22 protein-coding genes and 3 pseudogenes are annotated in these 21679 nt (G+C 45.6%); 1 reads left to right on the top strand and 24 read right to left on the bottom strand.

Going from position 1 to position 21679, the window contains the following annotated elements; translation table 11 throughout:
• Positions 1–516 precede the first annotated feature (516 nt).
• Positions 517–723: pseudogene (locus HMPREF0645_RS13565) on the top strand (transposase); the annotation flags it as partial.
• 88 nt (positions 724–811) lie between these two features.
• Here the strand turns inward: HMPREF0645_RS13565 and hisS are convergent.
• The 24 genes and pseudogenes from hisS to HMPREF0645_RS14390 all read right to left on the bottom strand — a co-directional run.
• Positions 812–2179 carry a histidine--tRNA ligase gene (hisS, locus tag HMPREF0645_RS01435; RefSeq protein WP_007173018.1) on the bottom strand — a complete coding sequence of 456 codons (1368 nt, stop codon included), beginning with the start codon at positions 2177–2179 and terminating at the stop codon, positions 812–814.
• A gap of 5 nt (positions 2180–2184) precedes the next feature.
• The gene (locus HMPREF0645_RS01430; protein ID WP_007173017.1) at positions 2185–3465 is read right to left on the bottom strand and encodes an adenylosuccinate synthase; all 1281 of its coding nucleotides are present in this window, start codon (positions 3463–3465) and stop codon (positions 2185–2187) included.
• 25 nt (positions 3466–3490) lie between these two features.
• Positions 3491–3970, bottom strand: a complete 480-nt coding sequence (locus tag HMPREF0645_RS01425; protein WP_007173016.1) for a Fur family transcriptional regulator — start codon at positions 3968–3970, stop codon at positions 3491–3493.
• Between the two features lie 4 nt (positions 3971–3974).
• Positions 3975–4649 carry a YggS family pyridoxal phosphate-dependent enzyme gene (locus HMPREF0645_RS01420; protein ID WP_007173015.1) on the bottom strand — a complete coding sequence of 225 codons (675 nt, stop codon included), beginning with the start codon at positions 4647–4649 and terminating at the stop codon, positions 3975–3977.
• Positions 4649–5167 carry a DUF4494 domain-containing protein gene (locus HMPREF0645_RS01415; RefSeq protein WP_007173014.1) on the bottom strand — a complete coding sequence of 173 codons (519 nt, stop codon included), beginning with the start codon at positions 5165–5167 and terminating at the stop codon, positions 4649–4651. The genes HMPREF0645_RS01420 and HMPREF0645_RS01415 overlap by 1 nt, the downstream gene beginning before the upstream one ends.
• 30 nt (positions 5168–5197) lie before the next feature.
• Positions 5198–6328, bottom strand: a complete 1131-nt coding sequence (locus tag HMPREF0645_RS01410) for a replication initiation protein (protein ID WP_007173013.1) — start codon at positions 6326–6328, stop codon at positions 5198–5200.
• Between the two features lie 249 nt (positions 6329–6577).
• Positions 6578–7552: a F0F1 ATP synthase subunit gamma gene (locus HMPREF0645_RS01405; RefSeq protein WP_007173012.1), complete on the bottom strand. Its 975-nt coding sequence runs from the start codon at positions 7550–7552 to the stop codon at positions 6578–6580.
• Positions 7553–7566: 14 nt separating this feature from the next.
• Positions 7567–9153, bottom strand: coding sequence for a F0F1 ATP synthase subunit alpha (atpA, locus tag HMPREF0645_RS01400; RefSeq protein ID WP_007173011.1), 1587 nt, complete (start codon positions 9151–9153; stop codon positions 7567–7569).
• Positions 9154–9178: 25 nt separating this feature from the next.
• Positions 9179–9715 (bottom strand): F0F1 ATP synthase subunit delta, encoded by a 537-nt coding sequence (locus tag HMPREF0645_RS01395; RefSeq protein WP_007173010.1) that lies wholly within the window; start codon positions 9713–9715, stop codon positions 9179–9181.
• Between the two features lie 17 nt (positions 9716–9732).
• Positions 9733–10254: a F0F1 ATP synthase subunit B gene (atpF, locus tag HMPREF0645_RS01390; protein WP_007173009.1), complete on the bottom strand. Its 522-nt coding sequence runs from the start codon at positions 10252–10254 to the stop codon at positions 9733–9735.
• Positions 10255–10267: 13 nt separating this feature from the next.
• The gene (atpE, locus tag HMPREF0645_RS01385) at positions 10268–10507 is read right to left on the bottom strand and encodes an ATP synthase F0 subunit C (RefSeq protein ID WP_007173008.1); all 240 of its coding nucleotides are present in this window, start codon (positions 10505–10507) and stop codon (positions 10268–10270) included.
• 78 nt (positions 10508–10585) lie between these two features.
• Positions 10586–11635 carry a F0F1 ATP synthase subunit A gene (atpB, locus tag HMPREF0645_RS01380; protein WP_007173007.1) on the bottom strand — a complete coding sequence of 350 codons (1050 nt, stop codon included), beginning with the start codon at positions 11633–11635 and terminating at the stop codon, positions 10586–10588.
• A gap of 15 nt (positions 11636–11650) precedes the next feature.
• A complete protein-coding gene (locus HMPREF0645_RS01375; RefSeq protein WP_007173006.1) occupies positions 11651–12061 on the bottom strand; it encodes a hypothetical protein in 411 nt (136 codons plus the stop codon).
• Between the two features lie 26 nt (positions 12062–12087).
• Positions 12088–12327, bottom strand: a complete 240-nt coding sequence (atpC, locus tag HMPREF0645_RS01370; RefSeq protein WP_007173005.1) for an ATP synthase F1 subunit epsilon — start codon at positions 12325–12327, stop codon at positions 12088–12090.
• Positions 12328–12333: 6 nt separating this feature from the next.
• Positions 12334–13860 carry a F0F1 ATP synthase subunit beta gene (gene atpD / locus HMPREF0645_RS01365; protein ID WP_007173004.1) on the bottom strand — a complete coding sequence of 509 codons (1527 nt, stop codon included), beginning with the start codon at positions 13858–13860 and terminating at the stop codon, positions 12334–12336.
• A gap of 212 nt (positions 13861–14072) precedes the next feature.
• Positions 14073–15053, bottom strand: coding sequence for a 6-phosphofructokinase (pfkA, locus tag HMPREF0645_RS01360; RefSeq protein WP_007173003.1), 981 nt, complete (start codon positions 15051–15053; stop codon positions 14073–14075).
• A gap of 36 nt (positions 15054–15089) precedes the next feature.
• Positions 15090–16436, bottom strand: coding sequence for an SLC13 family permease (locus HMPREF0645_RS01355; protein WP_007173002.1), 1347 nt, complete (start codon positions 16434–16436; stop codon positions 15090–15092).
• A 532-nt stretch (positions 16437–16968) separates the two neighbouring features.
• On the bottom strand, positions 16969–17037 hold the full coding sequence (locus HMPREF0645_RS14460; protein WP_473234608.1) for a hypothetical protein: 69 nt from the start codon (positions 17035–17037) through the stop codon (positions 16969–16971).
• A 98-nt stretch (positions 17038–17135) separates the two neighbouring features.
• Positions 17136–17681, bottom strand: coding sequence for a hypothetical protein (locus tag HMPREF0645_RS01350; RefSeq protein ID WP_007173000.1), 546 nt, complete (start codon positions 17679–17681; stop codon positions 17136–17138).
• A 91-nt stretch (positions 17682–17772) separates the two neighbouring features.
• A complete protein-coding gene (locus tag HMPREF0645_RS01345; protein WP_007172999.1) occupies positions 17773–18231 on the bottom strand; it encodes a hypothetical protein in 459 nt (152 codons plus the stop codon).
• Between the two features lie 296 nt (positions 18232–18527).
• Positions 18528–18974, bottom strand: a complete 447-nt coding sequence (locus tag HMPREF0645_RS14075; protein WP_007172998.1) for a hypothetical protein — start codon at positions 18972–18974, stop codon at positions 18528–18530.
• Positions 18975–19023: 49 nt separating this feature from the next.
• Positions 19024–19617: pseudogene (locus tag HMPREF0645_RS01335) on the bottom strand (peptidoglycan DD-metalloendopeptidase family protein); the annotation flags it as partial.
• Positions 19618–19688: 71 nt separating this feature from the next.
• Entirely contained in the window at positions 19689–20162 is a 474-nt protein-coding gene (locus HMPREF0645_RS01330) for a hypothetical protein (RefSeq protein ID WP_245543979.1), read from the bottom strand.
• An 840-nt stretch (positions 20163–21002) separates the two neighbouring features.
• Positions 21003–21440 (bottom strand): annotated as a pseudogene (locus HMPREF0645_RS14390) (RHS repeat domain-containing protein); the annotation flags it as partial.
• Between the last annotated feature and the right edge of the window lie 239 nt (positions 21441–21679).

Here is a 21679-nt window from a genome sequence, read left to right as displayed (position 1 = left end):
TTGTCCAAAGAATATAAAAGCTTGGGAGCTATAATTGTATCAAAATGTTGCAATACTTTATCTGCTTTAGTTCTGCTGACCATTGCCATTGAGTCGGCTATATTCCCTCTATCTTCCTGTGCTTTACACACAAGCGAAAAGCACAGCATTAAAATTATAGAATATGTTGCTTTCATCTTGTAATACTTTAACGTGAGTTCGACGAATTATAAGTGTCTATAAATTTGGTGATTAGCGAAATTTATTATAACTTTAAGGTGGTGATTTATAAACAATTACAAAACAAAAATCGCTATGATCACCGAGGACAAAGTTTTTCGCAAGCTCAAGGAAATCCTGAAATGTTTTGTGTGGCAGATGATTTCTGCAATTTTTTTGATGTAATGGTGGTAAAATATACGCTAAAGCCTACTGGAAAATGAAAGTATCATCGTGATTCCACGATGTCAAAGGCAGAAGTCATGCTAATAATGATTCTTTTTCACGACTCTGGTTATCGCTGCTTTAAACATTTTTGACAGACTCTTACTCAGAAAAAGAGCCATTATAGAAACTGTGAATGATGAGCTTAAGAATATTGCACAGGTGGAGCACTCCAGACATAGATGCTTTGACAATTTTATCGTCAATTTATTAGGCGCTATTGCAGCCTATTGCCTGTTCCCCAAAAAGCCGTGTATCAATGTACAAAGGACTATTGACACACAGCCTGCCCTGTTCTGAATTCGTCGAACTCACGTTAGATTAAATCTATGAAAATCCCCGGCATCTGTTCGTCGAGCCGGGGAAGTTTGTGTGTCAGTATTATTGGTTAGCCGGCAACGATGGCAATCATTTCATCTGCCGTAACCAATTTTTGCTCGCCGGTAACCATGTTCTTGAGCGTGATCTTTCCCTGAGCTATTTCGTTATCTCCGGCAAGGGCTACGTAGGCTATCTTCTTGGCATCGGCATAACTCATCTGCTTTTTCATTTTGACCTTGTCGGGATAAACCTCCGTCCGAATATTGGCGGCACGCGATTTGGCAACAATCGGCAGGCAGTAGTCTGTTTCTTTCTCGCCAAAGTTGATAAAAAGCAGTTGTGTGGCTGATATCGCTTCCTTGGGATAAAGGTCAAGCGTGTTGAGCACGTCGTAAATTCGGTCTGCGCCGAACGAGATTCCCACGCCCGACAGTCCCGGCATGCCAAAGATTCCGGTCAGGTTGTCGTAGCGTCCACCACCCGTGATCGAACCAATCTCTGTATCGAGAGCCTTCACTTCGAAGATGGCTCCCGTGTAATAGTTGAGTCCACGGGCTAAGGTGAGGTCGAGATCCATCTCGCTGTTTAACCCTATATTTTTCAGGGTGTCGAGTATGAAGCGCATTTCCTCGACACCTTTCATGCCGGTTTCCGATGTCTTCAGCACGTTGGAAATCACCTCGAGCTTTTCATCATTGGAGCCTTGCATCTTGATGATGGGTTGCAACTTTTCTATCGCTTCCTCAGCTATACCGTTGCTGCGCAGTTCTTCGTTGACAAGATCTATTCCGATTTTGTCGAGCTTATCCATCGCTACCGTGATGTCGACGATCTTGTCGGCCTCGCCGATTACCTCGGCGATGCCCGTGAGAATCTTGCGGTTGTTGATTTTGATCAGCACACGGATGCCCAAGCGCTGGAAGACGGTGTCTACGATCTGCATCAATTCTACCTCGTTGAGAAGTGAATCGGAGCCGACCACATCGGCGTCGCACTGATAAAACTCCCGATAGCGGCCTTTTTGCGGGCGGTCGGCACGCCAAACCGGCTGGATCTGGTAGCGCTTGAAAGGCAGCTGTAACTCCTCGCGGTGCATCACCACATACCGTGCGAAAGGAACGGTGAGGTCATATCTGAGTCCCTTTTCACACAACTTGGTCTGCAAGCGCAGGGGGTTGCGCTCCTGAAGCTCGCTGTCGTTAATTCCCTTCAGATAATCTCCGGAATTCAGAATCTTGAAAAGGAGTTTATCGCCCTCATCGCCATACTTGCCCATCAGCGTTTGGAGCTTTTCCATGGCGGGCGTTTCTATCTGCTGAAAGCCATAAAGGGCATAAACTTCCTTGATGGTATCGAATATATAATTTCTCTTGGACATCTCTTCGGGTCCGAAATCACGGGTTCCCTTGGGGATGGACGGTTTGTTTTTTCCCATTTTTATTATTTGTCTCTGACGATGGTTTGATTTCTATCCGGGCCGATGGAGATGATACTGATGGGTGTCTCCAACTCAGCTTCGAGGAACGACACGTAATCCTTGAACTCCTGCGGGAACTGCTGCTCCTCGGTAAACTGGGTCATGTCGGTTTGCCAGCCCTTCAATTCCTTGTATATTGGTTTCACACAGTCTATGTTGTATGGAAAGTCTGTCGTACGAGTGCCGTCGGGAAGTTCGTATTCCGTGCAGGCCTTGATGGTTTCGAATGTGTCGAGCACATCACTCTTCATCATGATTAATTCGGTAACTCCGTTCACCATGATGCTATAGCGAAGCTGCACGAGGTCTACCCAGCCACAGCGACGTTCGCGCCCGGTCACGGCACCATATTCATGTCCCAAGTCGCGTATCTGCTTGCCGGTCTCATCAAAAAGCTCCGTTGGGAAAGGTCCTGCACCAACACGGGTGCAATAGGCCTTCATGATACCATAGACCTTGCCCACTCGGTTGGGACCGATACCCAATCCTGTACAGGCTCCGGCACAAATGGTATTGCTTGAGGTGACAAACGGGTAGCTGCCAAAATCTACGTCAAGCATGGTTCCCTGTGCGCCCTCACACAGAATACTCTTACCCGCTTTGAGCAGTTTATTGATTTCGTGCTCGCTGTCCACGATCTTGAAGCTGCGCAGATAGTCAATACCTTCCATCCACACTTTCTCGGTCTCTTCGAAGCCTTCGAAATCGGTCCAACCCATAGACTCCAACATCTTCATATGACGCTCTTTATGGGTTGCATATTTCCGGTCGAAGTCATGCAGAATGTCTCCTACACGGAGTCCGTTGCGGCTAATCTTGTCAGTGTAGGTCGGGCCAATGCCTTTGCCGGTTGTCCCCACCTTGTTTTTGCCTTTGGCTGTCTCTAACGCACGATCCAAAATACGGTGTGTGGGCATGATGAGATGTGCCTTGCTCGAAATATGCAGACGAGATTGCAGCTCGTGCCCGCTCTTTTCCAAGTCCTTGGCCTCGCCCATAAACAAGTCGGGAGCCAGAACCACACCATTACCTATGACGTTTACTTTTCCTCCTTGAAAGATTCCTGAGGGTATGCTACGCAAAACATACTTCTCTCCTTCAAATTCCAATGTATGGCCTGCATTCGGTCCACCCTGAAAACGAGCCACAACATCATACTCAGGTGTAAGTACATCTACAACCTTACCTTTTCCTTCATCTCCCCACTGAAGTCCTAAAAGGACATCAACTTTCCCAGTATTCATACGCTATTTTAATGTTATTTACGATCTATTTTTTCTTTTCACTCATGGTGCGCTTGCGGGTCAGCTTTGACTGACAATTGCTGCAAACGCCATAGATATAAAGTGTGAAACCCTCTCGCTTGAAACGATGAAGCCTTGACGACTTGATGGCACTTTCTACTCCGGGCAGCACCGCCTCGGTGACCTTGCCACACATTGTGCATATCTGATGACTGTGCGAGTCGTTTCGCAAGGCTGCTTCGTATTTTGTCTTGTCGGCAAGTCGGTGCCTCACCACAAGGTGAATCTTCTGAAACAACCGCAGCGTGTTGTAAAGCGTTGCACGACTCACGAAGAAACGGTCGCTCTCCAATGCGTCGTTCAACTCCTCCACGGTGAAGTGGCCGTCTATATTGTAGATGGCCTTGAGGATGGCATAACGCTCCGGCGTCTTCCTCTTGGCTGTTATCACAAGATAGTTGTCGAGCACCTCACGTGCGTGATCTAACATTCTGTTTTTCATCATCGCATCAAGAGACTCTTGCCCCGAATATAGTGGTTCCTACTCTGACCATGGTGGAGCGGCATTTCACCGCAATCTGGTAGTCGTGACTCATTCCCCACGAACGTTCGGAAAAGTAATCGGCATCGGCAAAGTAATCTCGCTTGACCTCATCAAAGAAATCAGCGGCCTTATTCATTTCCGATGCAATCTGATTTTCGTCCTCCACATTGCTGGCCATCATCATCAAACCACGAATGCGGATATTCGCCATTTGTTTCCACAGCGCCTCAGCAAGCATGGATCGGCAGGCCTCGAAAGAGAAACCGAATTTCGTTTCCTCGTCAGCCACATGGAGTTCAAGTAAAATATCAATGACCCGATTGTTTTTTTCGGCTTGTTTGTTGATTTCCTTCATCAGTTTGAAGGTATCAACAGACTCTATCATGGAAATATAAGGTGCAATAGATTTCACCTTGTTGCCTTGCAAATGACCGATGAAATGCCATTGAATATCCTTGGGAAGTTGTTCTGCCTTGAGACGTAGCTCCTGCTCACGGCTTTCACCAAAAATCCGTTGTCCTGCAGCGTATGCTGCTTCTATATATTCATTGGGATGAAACTTGCTGATGGCAACCAATTGCACTCCTTCTGGAAGGTTGCCAAGCACTTCTTTCAAGTTTTTAGCAACATCTGTTTCCATTACGCGTCCTCCTGATCCAACTGACGGTCCTGCTCGTATTCCGGAACATCGTCTGCCTTCGGATGGGTTGTTTTGATGGTATGCTGGAACACGTCCATAAAGGGTGTTTCGGCAACCGAAGTGATGACATAATCGATCATGGTACCACCCATCACTTCCTCGATGCTTTTCACAGCTCCGGGGAACGAGGCTGCCTGGATGAGATAGTTCACTGTCGAACGTTTTTCCTTTTCTGTTTTCTCATCGATGGTTATAAATGAAAGCTTGGCTTTATACCACTTGTCAGCACTTGCACTGTCGCTGAAGAATATCTCATGATAGGCAGCCGGCCGAATACCTGCAATTTTGAAATCACCGCTGATGTAGGTTGACATTTCCTCAATCAGCGTGCCCTCAGCCTCCGTAAAGCTCAGCGCATCTACCACATATTGTTCTAAAACGGCTTTCTGCGACCCGTCTTCCTGGGTCTTGTCATATTTAATCTTGGTTTCAAACCAATCTGAAGTCTTGGATTTCATGTTGTTATGTTATTGATAATAAGTCTTTTCTTATTGTTCCTGTATGCCTCGGAAAAGATTGTCCAACACGCGGTATGTGTACGCCGCACGGTCGTGGATTGTGAGGTCGTTGCGCAGGCGGTTGCGAAGGTCTATCAACTTGGCAACAGCTCCCTGATAGTTGCTTGGCGTGATGCGTTCGCTCATCTTCTTGGATACTTTGACATCAAAGCCGAAATACCTTACCAACATATCAGCAAACTGTTCGCGTTGCATATCTGTGACGTCCTTCAGCTGCTGGTTGAGCTTACCCTTCGGACGATAAATCCGAAATACAAGCTCATCGGGTTCGCCACCTCGTTGTCCTTGGTTGTAGCGCTTTTCATAATCAAAATAACAGTCGCAAAAGCCATTCTCTGCCAATGATAACAATTCCTCCCTGGCAGGCTCGAGCACACGACGTACAAAATCGCTGAAACGTTTGTAGCTATCTTCCAGCCTGAGCATCTTGCGGAACTCTGATGTTTTGATGCGGGTTCCGCCCTTGTCAAGCCAACTACCTATAAACATGTAAATACGCTGCGTGTATCGGTTGCGGCATGCAAACACAATTTGTTTGCCCAACTTGTGGTATCCAAAGTCAAGTGACACCAACCGTTGTGCTACAGTCCGGTCTATTTTCAGTAAGGCGTATTTCTCATAGAGTCCGGGGTCGTTGGGGATATAGACGTCGCAAAGGTTGGTTACCTTTTGGTAACTGCGCCCATCCAAGGTCTTGTATGGAATTTCAACAGGAATCGAGGCCAGCATCTTGAGGCTCTCACGCAACTGAGGATAGTGATTTGGGTCTACGCCAAGTGTCTTGAACAGCGTTTTAATCTCTAAGCGTCCGTCGTTGTCGAGCTCTGCATCAGAGAATATTTCCGGTTGCACATGACTTTTGTTCAAGATGCTATGCAACTTGCTCTGCATAAACTCCACGATGGTGACAAGAATCCTGATCTGAATGAGTGAATAATCATGCCGCATCATCGTAACCGCAATGGGTTGAAGCAACCAAGTTTCCTCCTCTATAGGAATAAGCTCCGAGGGAATGTCGCGCTTCACATTGCGCTTCTTTCTCTTGGCGGGTCTGGTTTTTGTAACCTTCTTATCTGTCTTCGTTGTAATTTCTTCTGCCATTGATGTATGGTTATGATGCTGCTTCCCCCTCATCGATAGGTTTACAAAGTTATAGCTATTTTTCGAATCCACCAAGTATTAGATTGAATAAAAAGATGGAGCGGGTTCTTCGTGACGAGACGAAACCAAACTAAGAGTCGCACATGGGTAGTACAGCAAGCCTACGGACGGGAAAATGACATAAGCAAACAGGAGGCAAGAAGCCTTATAGGCATCTGTCCCCTGTCATCGCGAATGTATTGTAGAAAATTAATTATTCACCGAACCACCAACAATATCAAGTAGTTCGTTGGTGATGGCGGCTTGCCGACCCTTGTTGTATTGCAGACTGAGTTCGCTCAACAACTCATCGGCATTGTCCGTTGCGGTCTGCATGGCAACCATGCGGGCTGCGTGTTCAGAAGCAGCATTGTCGAGCAAAGCTGTGTACACGGACAGATTGAGTAACTTGGGTATGAGCACCGACAGCACGCTGTACATGTCAGGCTCGACGATATAGTCGTCGTTGAGTGGCTTAGCCTCCTCCTGCTCTCGTTTGGTTTTGATCTCGCCTCGCTTGCGGAGATACTCCTGCGCCTTGGCAGTGGCCAAGCCGGATGTCAGGTCGCGGTCATTGTCTTTGCCAATCGTTTCCGTAGACAAATCGATGGGAAGGAGCGTCTTGCGGGTTAGAATTTGTGACCCTGCACTCTTGAAATGGTGGTAAATCAGCTCAACGCGATCGTATTCGTGTCTCGCAAACTTCTTCGCCACTTCCTTGGCAATCAAGCCACTATCATGCGCATTCGGTTTGTCGGCCAGTTCCATAAAATTTCCGGCAGACTTACAACCCATCTTGCCCACTTTCTCAGCCACCTTCCGTCCAATTGGATATATCGTGATATCAGTAATTCCCTGAGCCCGATATTCATTGACGACTTGTTGCGTCAGGCGGAGAACATTACCGTTGAAACCTCCGCACAACGAACCGTTGGACGAATATACGATCAAGGCAACGCGATTGATATGCGGCCGTTCCTCGTCAAACTTAGTCTGTGCTTCGGGCATAGATGCCAGGAAAGACTTGAGGATATGCTCCAACTGGTTAGAGTATGGCAGCATATTTTGAATAGCAATCTGTGCACGATGGAGTTTTGACGACGCCACCATCTTCATCGCACTCGTAATTTTACGTGTGCTTTGAACAGATGCGATGCGAGTCTTTATCTCTTTTAATGAAGGCATGCTTTATCCTTTACTTATTTCTTGAATTGTGCGGTAATCGTGTTCATGACTTCCTCTACAACCTTGATGCTGCTGTCTTCCAGTTTTCCGTCTGCAAATTCGGCAAGGACATCCGAGTGCTGTGTCCGCATCTGCTCAAGGAATTGTTCCTGACAAACACGAACTTGGTCAACGGGCACATCATGCAACAAGCCATGAACACCACAGTAGATGATGGCCACCTGCTCTCCTATCGGCATTGGGCTGTATTGAGGCTGAATAAGCAACTGATTGTTCTTGCGCCCACGGTCAAGGGTCATGGCCGTTACGGGGTCCATGTCGCTTGCAAACTTCGAGAAACTTTCAAGCTCACGGTATTGAGCCATATCGATTTTCAGCGTACCGGCAATTTTCTTCATACTCTTGACCTGTGCTGACCCACCCACACGGGAAACCGAGATGCCGACGTTGATGGCCGGACGGAAACCTTGGTTGAACAGGTTGGTTTCAAGATAGATCTGACCATCGGTAATTGAAATCACATTGGTGGGGATATATGCCGACACGTCACCGGCTTGGGTTTCGATGATCGGCAATGCCGTAAGAGAACCTCCGCCACGCACGTGTCCCTCAAGACACTCGGGCAAGTCGTTCATCTGCTCCGCAACCTCCTGCTGATTATTGATTCTTGCTGCACGTTCCAGCAAACGGGAATGCAAGAAGAATACGTCGCCGGGATAGGCCTCACGACCGGAAGGACGACGGAGAATCAGCGACACCTCACGATAGGCCACGGCCTGCTTGGACAAGTCATCATAGACCACTAATGCGTGATAGCCACGATCGCGGAAGTATTCGCCGATGGCAGCACCGGCAAACGGTGCATAATATTGCATGGCAGCAGGATCGGCAGCGGTAGCACTGACAATGATAGAATATGGCAGTGCACCGTATCCTCTCAGGGTCTCCACCAAGTTGGCAACTGTACTGGCCTTCTGACCGATGGCCACATAGATGCAATACACCGGCTTGCCAGCCTCATAGTTTCCCTTCTGGTTGATAATTGTATCAACGGCAATGGCTGTCTTACCAGTCTGGCGGTCGCCAATGATAAGCTCACGCTGTCCGCGCCCGATTGGAATCATGGAGTCGACAGACTTCAGACCGGTCTGCAAGGGTTCTTTCACGGGTTGGCGATAGATCACTCCCGGTGCCTTGCGGTCGAGTGGCATCTCAAAAGACTCCGTAAGGTCAATTTCTCCCTTGCCGTCAATAGCTTCACCCAAAGGGTTAACCACACGACCTAAGAAGTTATCATTCACACGAATAGAAGCAATACGATGCGTACGCTTCACGGACTGTCCTTCCTTGATGCCAATTGCAGAGCCCAAAAGAATACAACCTACATTGTCTTCCTCAAGGTTCATGACAATGGCCATTGTACCGTTTTCAAATTCAAGCAACTCGTTGGCCTCACAGTTGCGCAGACCATAAATGCGCGCCACCCCATCACTGACGGTAAGCACCGTGCCTACCTCATCAAACTTTTCATCAGCATTGATCCCTTCAAGTTGCTTCAAAAGGACTTCTGATACCTCGCTTGGTTTTATTTTATCTGACATTGCTATTATTCTACATTAATATTATCTAATTCTGCAGGGTGGTCAAGACCGTATTCAGTTTGGTCCTCACACTTGCGTCCAATCTGTAGGTGTCATACTCCAAGATAAACCCACCTATAATATCAGGGTCTATCTCGGTGTTGAACTCAACCTTTCCTCGTGTCCTGCCCTCCACCATCTGCTTCATCTTGTTCTCCATATCCGGAGATACCGGTATGGCCGTGATGAGCCTTCCGCGAGTAATATTCTTCTGTTGGCGATAAAGCGTGATGTAAGAGGCAGCCATAAATTGCAGGGAAGTCTCTCTCCCCTCTTTCAGCACAAGGGCTAAAAATCTTTTGGTCAGGTCGGTAACATCGGTTCCGCACGCTGTCTCAAGCAACATTTGCTTCTTGTCTTGGGCAAGCATGGGATTGTCTATCGTGAAGCGAAGTTCCGGCACGTGGAGATAGCTGCGAGCCAGCACCTGCATTTCTTCGTACACCTTATCCTCCATCTTCAGCTCCGTGGCCCTTTTAAGCAGTGCCCGGGCATATCTGACAGATATTACACCTAAATCCATAAGCTGCACATTTGTTTTTACTGTTCACGTTTGTTATCTTCAGAAACCTCATCCAGCAGTTTATCTATCAATTCCATCTGCTTATCATTTGAGGAAAGCTGTTGTTTGACTATCCTCTCTGCGATCTTCACAGAGAGTTCTGCCACTTGGGAGCGGATGTCGCGAATGGCATTCTGTTTCTCCGCTTCTATCTGTGCCTTGGCATCAGACAGTAGCCGGGTTCCTTCTGCCTTCGCTTTCTCCTGGGCTTTCTCAACGATGACATCGCGAGTCTCCGTTGCCTCTTTGAGCAACTGGGCTTGTTTCTCACGAGCCTCTTGCAGCATGGACTCACCTTCTTGCCTGATATTCTCAAGCCGTTCCGAGGCTTCGTGTGCCTTGCGCAAACTATCGTCAATGTATTTCTTCCGGTCCTCCACCATATTCGTAATAGCGGGGAAACCAAATTTAGCAAGAACACCAAAGACCACCAAGAACGCCAAGAGCATCCAAAACAAGAGTCCTAAGTCCGGCGTTAATATTGATGGTAAATTATCCATTCGATATTCTTTATTAAATCAAGAATGCACAAGCTGCAATAGCAAAGAGCGCACAACCCTCTACGAAAGCAGAAGTAAGAATCATGTTGGTCTGAATCTTGTCGGAAGCCTCTGGCTGACGTGCTATGGCATCCATAGCCTGGCCACCAATTCTACCGATACCTATACCTGCACCAATCGTAGCAATACCCGCACCAATGCCTGTGCCCAGCTGTGCCAGACCCTCCGCAGCCAATAATGTTGAAATAATCATAATTCTAAATGTTTTAAATTGTTATGTATTAATTTATTGTTTATTCTATACAAGTTGAGTTAGCTTTTCCATACAGCATCATCCTGCAGCATGTTCCTCCTGATGTGCCAAACCGATGAATACCGCGCTCAGCAAGGTGAACACATAAGCCTGCACAAAGGCCACCAAGACCTCGAGGAGATTCATAAACAGTAACATAATGATACTGAATGCATTCAGTCCTAAACCAAATCCCGTGCCCATGGTCCATCCCAGGAAAATCACACAGGTGAAGCTGAGTATAATGGAGTGTCCTGCCATCATGTTGGCAAAAAGACGAATCATCAGGGCGAAAGGCTTGGTAAACACGCCAAACAACTCGATGACTGGCATCAGTGGAACCGGAACTTTCAGAAATACGGGCACACGAGGCCAGAATATCTCTTTCCAGTATTCCTTGTTACCAAAAATGTTGACCATCAACATCGTACAAACGGCGAGGAAAAACGTAATGTTGATATTTCCTGTGATATTTCCGCCACCGGGGAAAACCGGCAGCAAGCCAATCAGGTTACAGGCAAGGATAAAGAAGAACACCGTCAGCAGGTATGGGGCAAACTTTCGGTAATGCTTCTCCCCTATCGACGATTTGATTACATCATCGTTGATGTACATCACAAACATCTCCATCATACCCACAAAGCCCTTTGGTGCGTCGCTCTTCTCATCTCGATTCTTATACCACTTGGCACAGAATAGGAACATACCGATGAGCACAGCCACCACAATCCATATCTGCATCACGGCTTTCGTCATGCTCAGATCTATCGGTCTCACCGATGAACCGTCGCTCATCCGCTCGTAAATCTTGCCGTGGTGCTCCGCATCGAAGTAATACGGCTCGGGCAGTGTCTCTGCCGTACAGAAAGTCCACTCCCCCGTGGTAGCACTACGCAAGATGATAGGCAATGGTATTTGAAGGCTCTTCCCCTTGTACGATGCAATATGCCATTCATAAGCATCCGAAAGATGCTCGAGTACGATTTCAGGTATGTCAAGTTCATTTTCCTGCCCATTGTCTGAGGCACTGAGTTGCAGGGGCAACAGTGTCACCATGAAGAGTAGGAGGAATGATCTGATATGTTTCATTATTCTTTGATTTTTCTATTCGTCTATTGAGATATCCGTATGCTTGCGGAAGAACATGACATGATGCACAAGAATGGTGACATAGAACACCGCGAACACCAGGAAAAACGACAACATGGCACCACGACCGGCAATGAGATAGTATGCAAACATCACCGCCAAGGCAGTCAGCATTCTCACTCCCGAAACAGCCATAAAGAAGTTGGGCAGGTTTTCAGTAGAATCAGTGGCCACCTTGGTCCATACCATACTTTCAACCACCTCGAAGAGCAACGCATAGACCGCTGAGACCATCAAGGGCGTGATGATGAAATCAAAATGACCGATGTTCACCACAAGCAGTGCCACGAGGAGCAATGCTCCAACCATTACCAATCCTTGTTTGCGATACTGCCAGCCTATGTGCCTGATGTCTTTTCGTGTCATTTTCCCGTTAGATTCCAAGGATCATGCTATATTTCCACACACAAATTGACCTCATTCTGACGAACCGAGACAAATCCTCCGTCGATTTCCAGCGACTTCGTTCCCGCCTCCGTCACATATTCCACAACTCCGGTTTCGAGCGAGGAAATAATCGGGGCATGGTTGTCCAGAATTTCGAAAGAGCCTAACGTTCCCGGCACCTTGACGCGTTCGCATGGACCGTCGTAGACTATTTTTTCGGGAGAGACAATTTTCAGTGTCAACATAGGCTATTATCGTTTGGCTTGTTCCAGCAGTTTCTTGCCCTTGGCTATGGCATCTTCTATTGTGCCGACATTCATGAAAGCCTGCTCCGGCATGTCGTCCACTTCGCCATCGAGTATCCTGTTGAAACTCTTGATGGTATCTTCGATGCTTACCATGACGCCCGGCACACCGGTGAACTGTTCGGCAACGGAGAAAGGCTGGGAAAGGAACCGCTGCACACGACGTGCGCGACTCACCACCAACTTATCCTCATCAGAAAGCTCTTCCATACCCAGAATGGCAATAATGTCTTGTAATTCTTTGTAATGCTGCAGGGTCTCTTTCACGCGCTGGGCACATTCATAATGTTCTTTTCCCACAATCAGGGGATCGAGAATACGCGATGTACTGGCCAGGGGATCCACGGCTGGATAGATTCCCAGCTCCGTAATCTTACGGTCAAGCACTGTAGTGGCGTCCAAATGGCTGAACGTTGTGGCCGGTGCAGGGTCGGTCAAGTCGTCGGCAGGCACATACACTGCCTGTACCGAGGTGATAGATCCTCTCTTGGTCGACGTGATTCGTTCTTGCAGAGCACCCATTTCGGATGCCAGCGTGGGTTGATATCCCACGGCCGACGGCATGCGGCCGAGCAGAGCTGACACTTCTGAACCAGCCTGCGTGAATCGGAAGATGTTGTCGATGAAGAACATGATGTCTGAGGCTGAACCGCCCTTGCCACCATGGTCGCGAAACTGTTCTGCCACCGTCAGTCCGGACAGAGCCACCGATGCACGTGCCCCGGGTGGCTCATTCATCTGACCATACACCAATGTGGCCTGCGACTTGCTAAGTTCTTCCCGGTCAACAAGTGACAAATCCCACTTACCCTCTTCCATGGCTTTGTTAAATTTCTCGCCATAGCGGATTACACCGGACTCAAGCATGTCGCGGAGCAGGTCGTTGCCTTCACGGGTACGCTCGCCAACACCGGCAAACACTGAATATCCTTCGTGACCCTTGGCAATGTTGTTGATCAACTCCATGATCAGCACCGTCTTACCAACTCCGGCACCACCGAACAGTCCAATCTTACCACCTTTCATATATGGCTCGAGCAAGTCGATCACCTTGATACCTGTGGTCAGGATTTCTTTGTTGGTTGACAAATCATCAAACTTGGGAGCCTCACGATGGATAGGATAGCTGCCTTCCATGCTCAGCGCCTCCATGCCATCGATGGGTTGACCGATTACATTCATCATGCGACCCTTGATCTGCTCACCGGCAGGCATTCGAATAGGACTTCCCATCGGCACAGCCTCAAGCCCACGCTGCAACCCATCGGTGTTGTCCATGGCCACACAGCGCACGGTGTCTTCGCCGATATGTTGCTGCACCTCTACAATCAGGTCACTGCCATCGGAGCGTTTTACCTTGAGGGCTTCGTAAATTTTGGGCAGCACCTTCTCCGATTCCTGACCTTGGGTGTCGAAATAGACATCGATCACAGGACCGATAACCTGGGAGATGCGTCCGTTGATTTGTGACATAAACTATTATTTTAATATTTTTACTTTGTTCTCTGTCGTTAGGCCGCCAACAGATGTCTTGCAGCCCTTACAAAAGTACATTATATTTTTACAAGTCTCTAACTTTTTAACAAACTTTAGAATGTGCACGGTACCATTAAAGCCCCGAACTCTTATTTAGACATAAAAACGGCAAAAATCGGACAATGTGTTCCGTCAGCCGCATCACTTGCCTATATACTCAGTTCGTCGAGCACACTGATGAGCTTCTTGTCGAACGGCTTGTCTGAGCGGATGGCCTCGGAAAGCGGTACATACACCACTTCGTTATTGCGAATTCCAATCATGACGTTGCGCTGTCCCTGCATAATGGCTTCAACGGCTCCCACTCCGGTACGACTCGCAAGGATTCGGTCGTGAGCCGAGGGACGTCCCCCGCGCTGCAAGTGTCCCAGGATGGAGATTCGCACATCGTAGTTGGGGAACTCCTTTTTCACACGTTCGGCATAGTATATTGCACCACACTTGGGACTTTCCGAAACAATGACAATACAGCTCTTCTTCGACTTGCGGATGCCTCGTTCCATGAACTGTGCCAACTGGTCCACGTCTGTAGACCATTCCGGTATGATGGCAGCCTCTGCCCCACAGGCTATGGCTGCGTTTTGGGCCAAAAAGCCTGCATCGCGCCCCATTACCTCGACAAAGAATATGCGTTCATGGCTCTGAGCCGTGTCTCGTATGCGGTCCACACACTCCACAATGGTGTTCAGTGTGGTGTCGTAGCCGATGGTGGTGTCGGTGCCATAGAGGTCATTGTCGATGGTGCCCGGAAGCCCGATGCAGCATATGTCGTGTTCGCGGGCAAAGTTCATTGCTCCGGTCAGCGACCCATTGCCGCCTATCACCACCAAGGCATCGATTTTCTCCTTCTCTATCGTTTTCCACGCCTTTTCGCGACCTTCGGTCGTCACGAATTCCTTGGATCGTGCACTCTTCAGTATGGTGCCGCCCTGCAGGATGATGCCCGACACATTCTCGGTCGTGAACTGCTTGACCTCATCGTTCACAAGTCCGTCGAAACCACGGTAAATCGCCTTGACGGTAAAGCCGTTGCAGATACCAGCACGTGTCACTGCCCGTATGGCAGCATTCATGCCCGGAGAGTCTCCCCCGGACGTAAGCACTCCTATAGTTTCAATCTTACCCCTCATACATTTATAGATTTTATTGATTCATTTATTTGTTTTTTACACGACAAGCAGCAAGGCTGCCAGTCCCACCAATGCGCCCACAGCAGCTTTCCAGCCCACATGCATGAAATACCAGCCAATATGCATTCTCTCGGTGCGCATCAGCGCCACACCGGCTATCGACCCTATGGTAAGTATATTGCCTCCCGTGGCCGACATATAGGCCACGAGCATCCAATATTCGTCGTTCACCGGAGCAGACGGATGCAGAATGATAAAACTTGCTGCCGTGGAGAAATTCTCGAGCACGATGCTCATCATGCCTGCACCCATGCCCAGCATTCGGTCTCCGATACCATGAGTTTGCAAGAAGGCCCAGATGGAATCCATAACTCCGGTTTCCCTCACCACACCGAGGGCGAGGATAATACCTATGACATAGAGTATGATTTGGTGGTTGCCATAAAACAGAGCCTTGGGCACACGCCGGTCAGTCATGCTGTCCATATTGAGCAGTTTGCGGTTGAATACCTCATTGACCACCCAGAGTAGGCTCAGCACACACAGTGCTCCGATAAAGGGGCTGAGCTTCGTTATATTATGAAAGATGGGGATAAACCACAATCCACCAATGCCCACCACAAGCATCATGAACCGCTGCCAGATGTTGAGTCGGGTGTCATCGCCACGATAAGGCATTGTCACGATTTCGGTCTCAAAATGATCGGGCAGTTCCCTGCCTATCCACCAAGTGGGTATGGCCCATGCCAGCAGACAGGGCACAGCCATCGACAACGAAAAACCAGTCGGCGTAATCAGTCCCGAACTCCACAGCATCAGACCCGTAGCACTGCCAATCACCGTGAGGGCTCCCCCACAGTTGGCTGCCAACACGATTGTGGAGCCGTATATCATGCGTAGTCTGCGGTTGGGCACCAGCTTGCGCATGGCCACGAGCATCATCACCGTTGTGGTGAGGTTGTCAAGGTTGGCAGAGATAATCAGCGTCATCACGCCCAACACCCAAAGCATCTTCTGGCTGTTCCTGGTTCGCAGCCACTGACTGATAAAGTCAAAGCACCCATTGCTCTCCAAAATATCCACAATGGTCATCGTGGCCAAGAAGAATAGCACCACCTCGCATGCGCGGCCAACATATTTCATAAAAATATTGTCGGCAATAAACTCCTTCACTAATACACTTGAAGATTCTCGGCCGTTGAGAAAGTTAATGTATTCGTCTGCATGCTGGCTCATGACAAAGTCCGTTCCGTAGCCAATGTAGAGCACCCACCCCACCGTGCACGCAAAGATAGCCACTGCCGCTTTGTTCACGTTTGTGACATTCTCGGTGGCTATGAGCAGGAATCCCAAAAGCAATATGCCGGCGATTACAAGAGTCATGCTATATAATAAGGTGGGGAGATGAATTGGTCGCCCCGGTATTTACAGTTCTGTCCACCGCAAAGTTAGCAAATAATCCAAAAACCAACAAGCAAAACATATTTTATTTCTGTGAACAAAAATACTTTGCTCACACGTAGAGTCAACCAGCAAGTGCAAAATTAGTCAATCATTTTATAAAACTCTTGTCTTGATGTTGAAAACTTGATCTTTTCTCTCGGCTTGCAGTTTAAATTCTTCTGTATGCTTATGTATATTCATCAAAATTCGCGTTTTGTGATATATACTGCCTAATGTGTTTATTTGTTTTCGCCCTTCATTCTTCACTCTTCACTTTATAAAATAGTATTACCGTTTTTGGGTCATTATTTTCGAGCCATCCAGCGCAAAAAGGGCTATGTTTTTTCGGTATGACCGAGTCAGGCATCACCAAAGTGCGAAAGGTTGCTGCGATTGGTTCCTTCTCATAGCATGAATTGGATAATCTGATCGTCACTGCACGAAGCAATAAAGTGCCGGTTTGCTTGGACTTTCAGGTCTTCTCGTTTTTTGGTTCACATTGGTTGAGTTGTTTACCTGTACTACTTTTACCACATTTGATAATATTGTCAGAGTGGCAATGTGGACAAAAAACTCAATTCCCAATCCGGAGCATTACCTATCTCGTGATACTATATCTATCCTCTGCGATAAAACTATTTACTCCATACTATTTTCAAACTGTTCTTTCAAAATATTATCAATTTTAGAGCTTCGTTTAAAAAATGGATATGTCTGGTAGAACACATTTAAGTCCATGGTATCCGTGTAGTTTTCCATTATCCAGGATGATACAATATAGACCATCATATTGTAGTTAGCCTTGTTTTGTTGTTCTGCAGGTAGTGAACTTATTGCTTTTTGTATTCCTTTGATTTTTTCAGGATATTTGATTAGCATTTGGCTCAACCCATCAGCAAAAGTTTCATCGTACTGTTCATCGGTATGCGAAAAACAGTGTTTTACAACTAAGGCATAGTCCTGCTCTTTGGAAATTTTCTCTTGAAAAAAGAATCCATCGATAATCCTTTGCACAAAAAGACTATCACCAAACTCTATTTTATTTTTATTTTTTCTTTTCTGAATAACATTTTTCTTTTGTATTGATATGAGGTGAGAGTTAGAGTTATTACTATTACAACCTGTAACACCCTCAAAAATTAACAGAGTCATTAGAACTAATAAATTTTTATTGTTCATTTTCATGTTTTGTCCTCCTCTCTTCGTCTCTTTTTCTTCTACATTCTAAGGTCTATGACCGATGACTACAACTTCAGGTAACTCATAGAATTTCGTTTCATTTTATATGGATGGAAGAGTGTTTTTTTAGAAATGAAATCAAACCACGTTGCCCTATGTTATCATATTGGAGCTTATAAGTACGTTTATTCCAACTTATCGTTATTATAGATTGATTGGTAGACATGTAAGAAGTGTTGCTTTTATCACTTTTTATTGCATTTTCTATATGGGAAATCAGTGAATCTTGTTGTCCTTGGCTTAGAAATACACTATCCGTTTGGGTGAAAAAACTATCTACTGGAGAATGCCATATATTATTTAAACTATCGAATTCGGATACTATAATGTGTTTGTGTTTGGTAGTCTTTAAATAATCTCCATTGATTGTTATAACATAATAAACAGTACTATCACCATACATGTCATAGACACATTTAAACTTTGACAAGGGGGAGTTACACCCTCCTGTTAAAACAATAATCGAAAAAAGAATAACCAAAACCGTTTTAGTCATTTGAAATATATGATAAACGTTGTTGAAGATTTTACTCTTTTCGCAACATATGTAACACAGGCAGGTCGAAGCACACCGTCTGCCCCTTACACTTGCCGAGAGACTGCTTTTTGATTTTTACTTCAAATTCAATCACAACTTCTTATTACTTATGATTATCAATGATTTAACGTCATTTTTTCCTGTTTATTGCTCTCGCCTTTGTTATACCCATGCCATACTTCGCACCATTGAGTATTTCAGTTGCACTGCAATACGGGCATAGGAACTTAACTCCCAATTTGGAGCATTACTCATTACTTAAAGATTGGACTTAGCAAATACATATCATGTTTCTTTTCTATTCTAAATTTCGCATTATCTTTCTTTATTTTTAGTTTTCTTGTACTATGGTCAAATATTATACCAGTTTGTATTTTCTCTGGTATATAATACCAGTCTTGTGTGTAAACGATTCTTTTGTCTTGAACAAAAATCATTCTATCACTTGTATCTTCGAACTCATTAAACTGTATACCTAAATCCTTATTAATCTCCTCTAAAGAGCATTTACTGGAAAAATAATAACATATATCCCAGTTGAAGCTAAAACAAGAAGAAAAGTCTACAATACAATTTATGCTATCTTGCTGCCAATGATTCGAAATTATCTTATTGATGTCATTTTTGTTTTGGCAATTAGACAAAACAAAAATGACCAAGATAGAATGTAATATATTTCTTATCATCTCATTGTTCCCCATGTTTGTTGTAAAGTTTCTAATTCCTGTTTAGCTTTTGCGTCAGCTCCAATTCATCTATGAACACCTCACCAAATGGTACATACTCGATGTGCTGCGATACTTCGCCGTCCAAGTTGGTGATGTAGCTACTGCTGCCCAAATGGTCTGGGTGGTAGTAGAACTGCATCCGCTCGTTAGTGCCAGCTTCGCCAGCCCTCGTCTTGACCATCGCCCTTGCCTGTGCTGCCTCTGGCGTGTCGTCATCACTACTAAAGCCTTTGCCATTGACATAGTTGCTATTGTCTACACCGTTGTATGGCAAATCAAATGTCTTGTAGTTATCCTTAATAGATTGCAGTTGCGTTACATACTTGTCCTTGTAATTAATGGTCACACCGTCAGCTTCATTGCCTGCATACGGTATTCGTCTTGGGTCTGCGCCATAAGAAGCCAAGTTGCCCAATTTGCTGACAATACGCTGCGAACCTACATAGATGTGCTTGGTGTACTTGCCACCTTGACCAGCCACCAAGTATGGGCTGACATAGAGCGAGAAGCGTGCCGTACCCGTGTTACCCCCCGAGAATTCGGAGTTGACAAATATAGCTTCGTTCTCACCGCTGGTCTTCACCGTGCGCTCGCCGTCGGTGTCATACCAATGCGAGAATAAATGCTGTTGTCGTCCACTGTAAGCGGATGGCTCTTTACACCGTTGTAGTGTCAACATCGTTCTTCTCAATATTCCAAAGACTTGTTTACAATTTTTATACCTTGCGAGGTATAGTATTTCCATATTCCTACTTCCTGTGCATCATCTTCTATATCATCTTGAAATATACACCATCCTTCTGATGTAATTTTGCCATTGATATTATAATTTACAATATAACACTGCAATGTAGAGTTTGGGGTACGAAATCCTGCTTTTTGTGCCTCTTTCAAAAAGTTTGAATTTTTTGAAATTTTGGTTTGTGAAGTAGCAACCATACCATTAGTATAAAAAAATAGCCATTGGTACGCTTGCATATTATTACGGTAATATCCAGAAGCTTGAAGATAATATTTATTTTGTCCTAACTTTCTGTATATTTGAACAAAGCCGTTTTTAATTCCACCAACATAGAGGCATAGTGAAACAATATCATCAGAAACTTCATACCAACACCCATTTTTTTTACCCAAGGAGTCAAATTGATTAATATATTTCAAGTTGATATTCAAGGGAACTATGGGTAAACTTATTGTTTGCCCCCAAATATTGGGGCAAACAATAAATGATAATATTAACATAAATAGCCTCATATGTAATTATCTTGGTCTATATATTGGATTCTTATTGACTACTCTCAGGGCATCTACTGGCATTGTAATAGGTGGCATAGCAATTCTCGAACTTTCAAAACGAGACATTTGAGACTTTATTACGTTTTGATTTGTTGGAGATGACATACTTCGAGATACTGTCACACTTATGAGAGCAGATGCTTCAAATTTTCCCATAAACTCAGACCAACTATTTCTATTAATTAAGAAACAGCCTTCCGAAATAGGAGTGTTTGAAGATGTCATTCCTGTCAAATTATTCAAACCTGGCTTATGGATATTTATTCCACACGCCTTTGTTGTTTTTGAATTTGACGGATTGGGTTTCCCAAGCTCTATGGAAGACGAATTAAAATCGGTAGTTCCAATATCGCTCATACGTAAAGCTTTATACTGTGCAGAACTACCATTGTGCATACCGACTTTTGCTTCATACATACCCTCTGGAACTGTAGCATATTTATCTAAGTTCGATGGATAAGTACAGGCTTCAAACTCAGAAGTAGTACCATCCTTACAATAAACCGTAGCAATTGAAGACCCCATGTTAAATCTGTTTTTCGAATTAAATGTTTTACCATTATTTCCCTGATTGGAGAAAAATATAGCTTGCTCATATAATCCTGGAAGTAATTTCCCTTTGGAATCATACGATTTTGCCGGATTTATCCATTCATATCCTGTATTCTGTCCTGTTTCTTCATTTTTAGTAGGCTTCCACGCCTTTCCGTCTGGATCTATTAGGATTGTTGGATTGTTGGCTGTGTAGCAATATACGGTAATATGCGGAGCTGTTTCTCCAAGAGGATCTGTTGACACCCACAGGCTCAACCTCGGTTCATAGTACCTCGCCCCATAGTAGTACATACCTGTCTCCTCATCCAATTCCTTCGCATTAAAGAGGTAAGGGGTGTTCCACGTGTTGTTGCAGTTGGCTTTCCCTGCGGTCGCCGATTTCCGCGTAAGTTCCAATTCATCTATGAACACTTCACCATACGGTACATATTCAATGTGCTGCACCACCTCGCCGTCAAGGTTAGTGATGTAACTACTGCTGCCCAAATGGTCAGGGTGATAGTAGAACTGCATCTTCTCGTAGTCGTCGTTAGGCTTTTCTCTTGTACTTACAGAAAGAAGCTGCGTTATTGTCTTTGCGCTTAACGCTGTCATAACGTACAATCGTTTATGGTTATCAATTATTTAACGTCATTCTTTCCTGTTTATTGCTCACGGATTTGTTATACCCATGCCATTTTTCGCACCTTTGATTACTTCCGTTAAATTGCAATACAGACATTGAAACTCAACTTCCAATCTGGAGTGTAAAGTGCCGAAGCGTTCTCGTATATTCATTTTTCTTTGTTCTGGACTACAAATATAGCAAAAGGCAGAGAATCTTTCCC

The organism is Hallella bergensis DSM 17361, assembly GCF_000160535.1.
Taxonomy (GTDB): Bacteria; Bacteroidota; Bacteroidia; order Bacteroidales; family Bacteroidaceae; genus Prevotella; species Prevotella bergensis.
The sequence above is the reverse complement of the archived record's forward strand: the minus strand, read 5'-3'. Positions and strand labels throughout refer to the sequence as shown.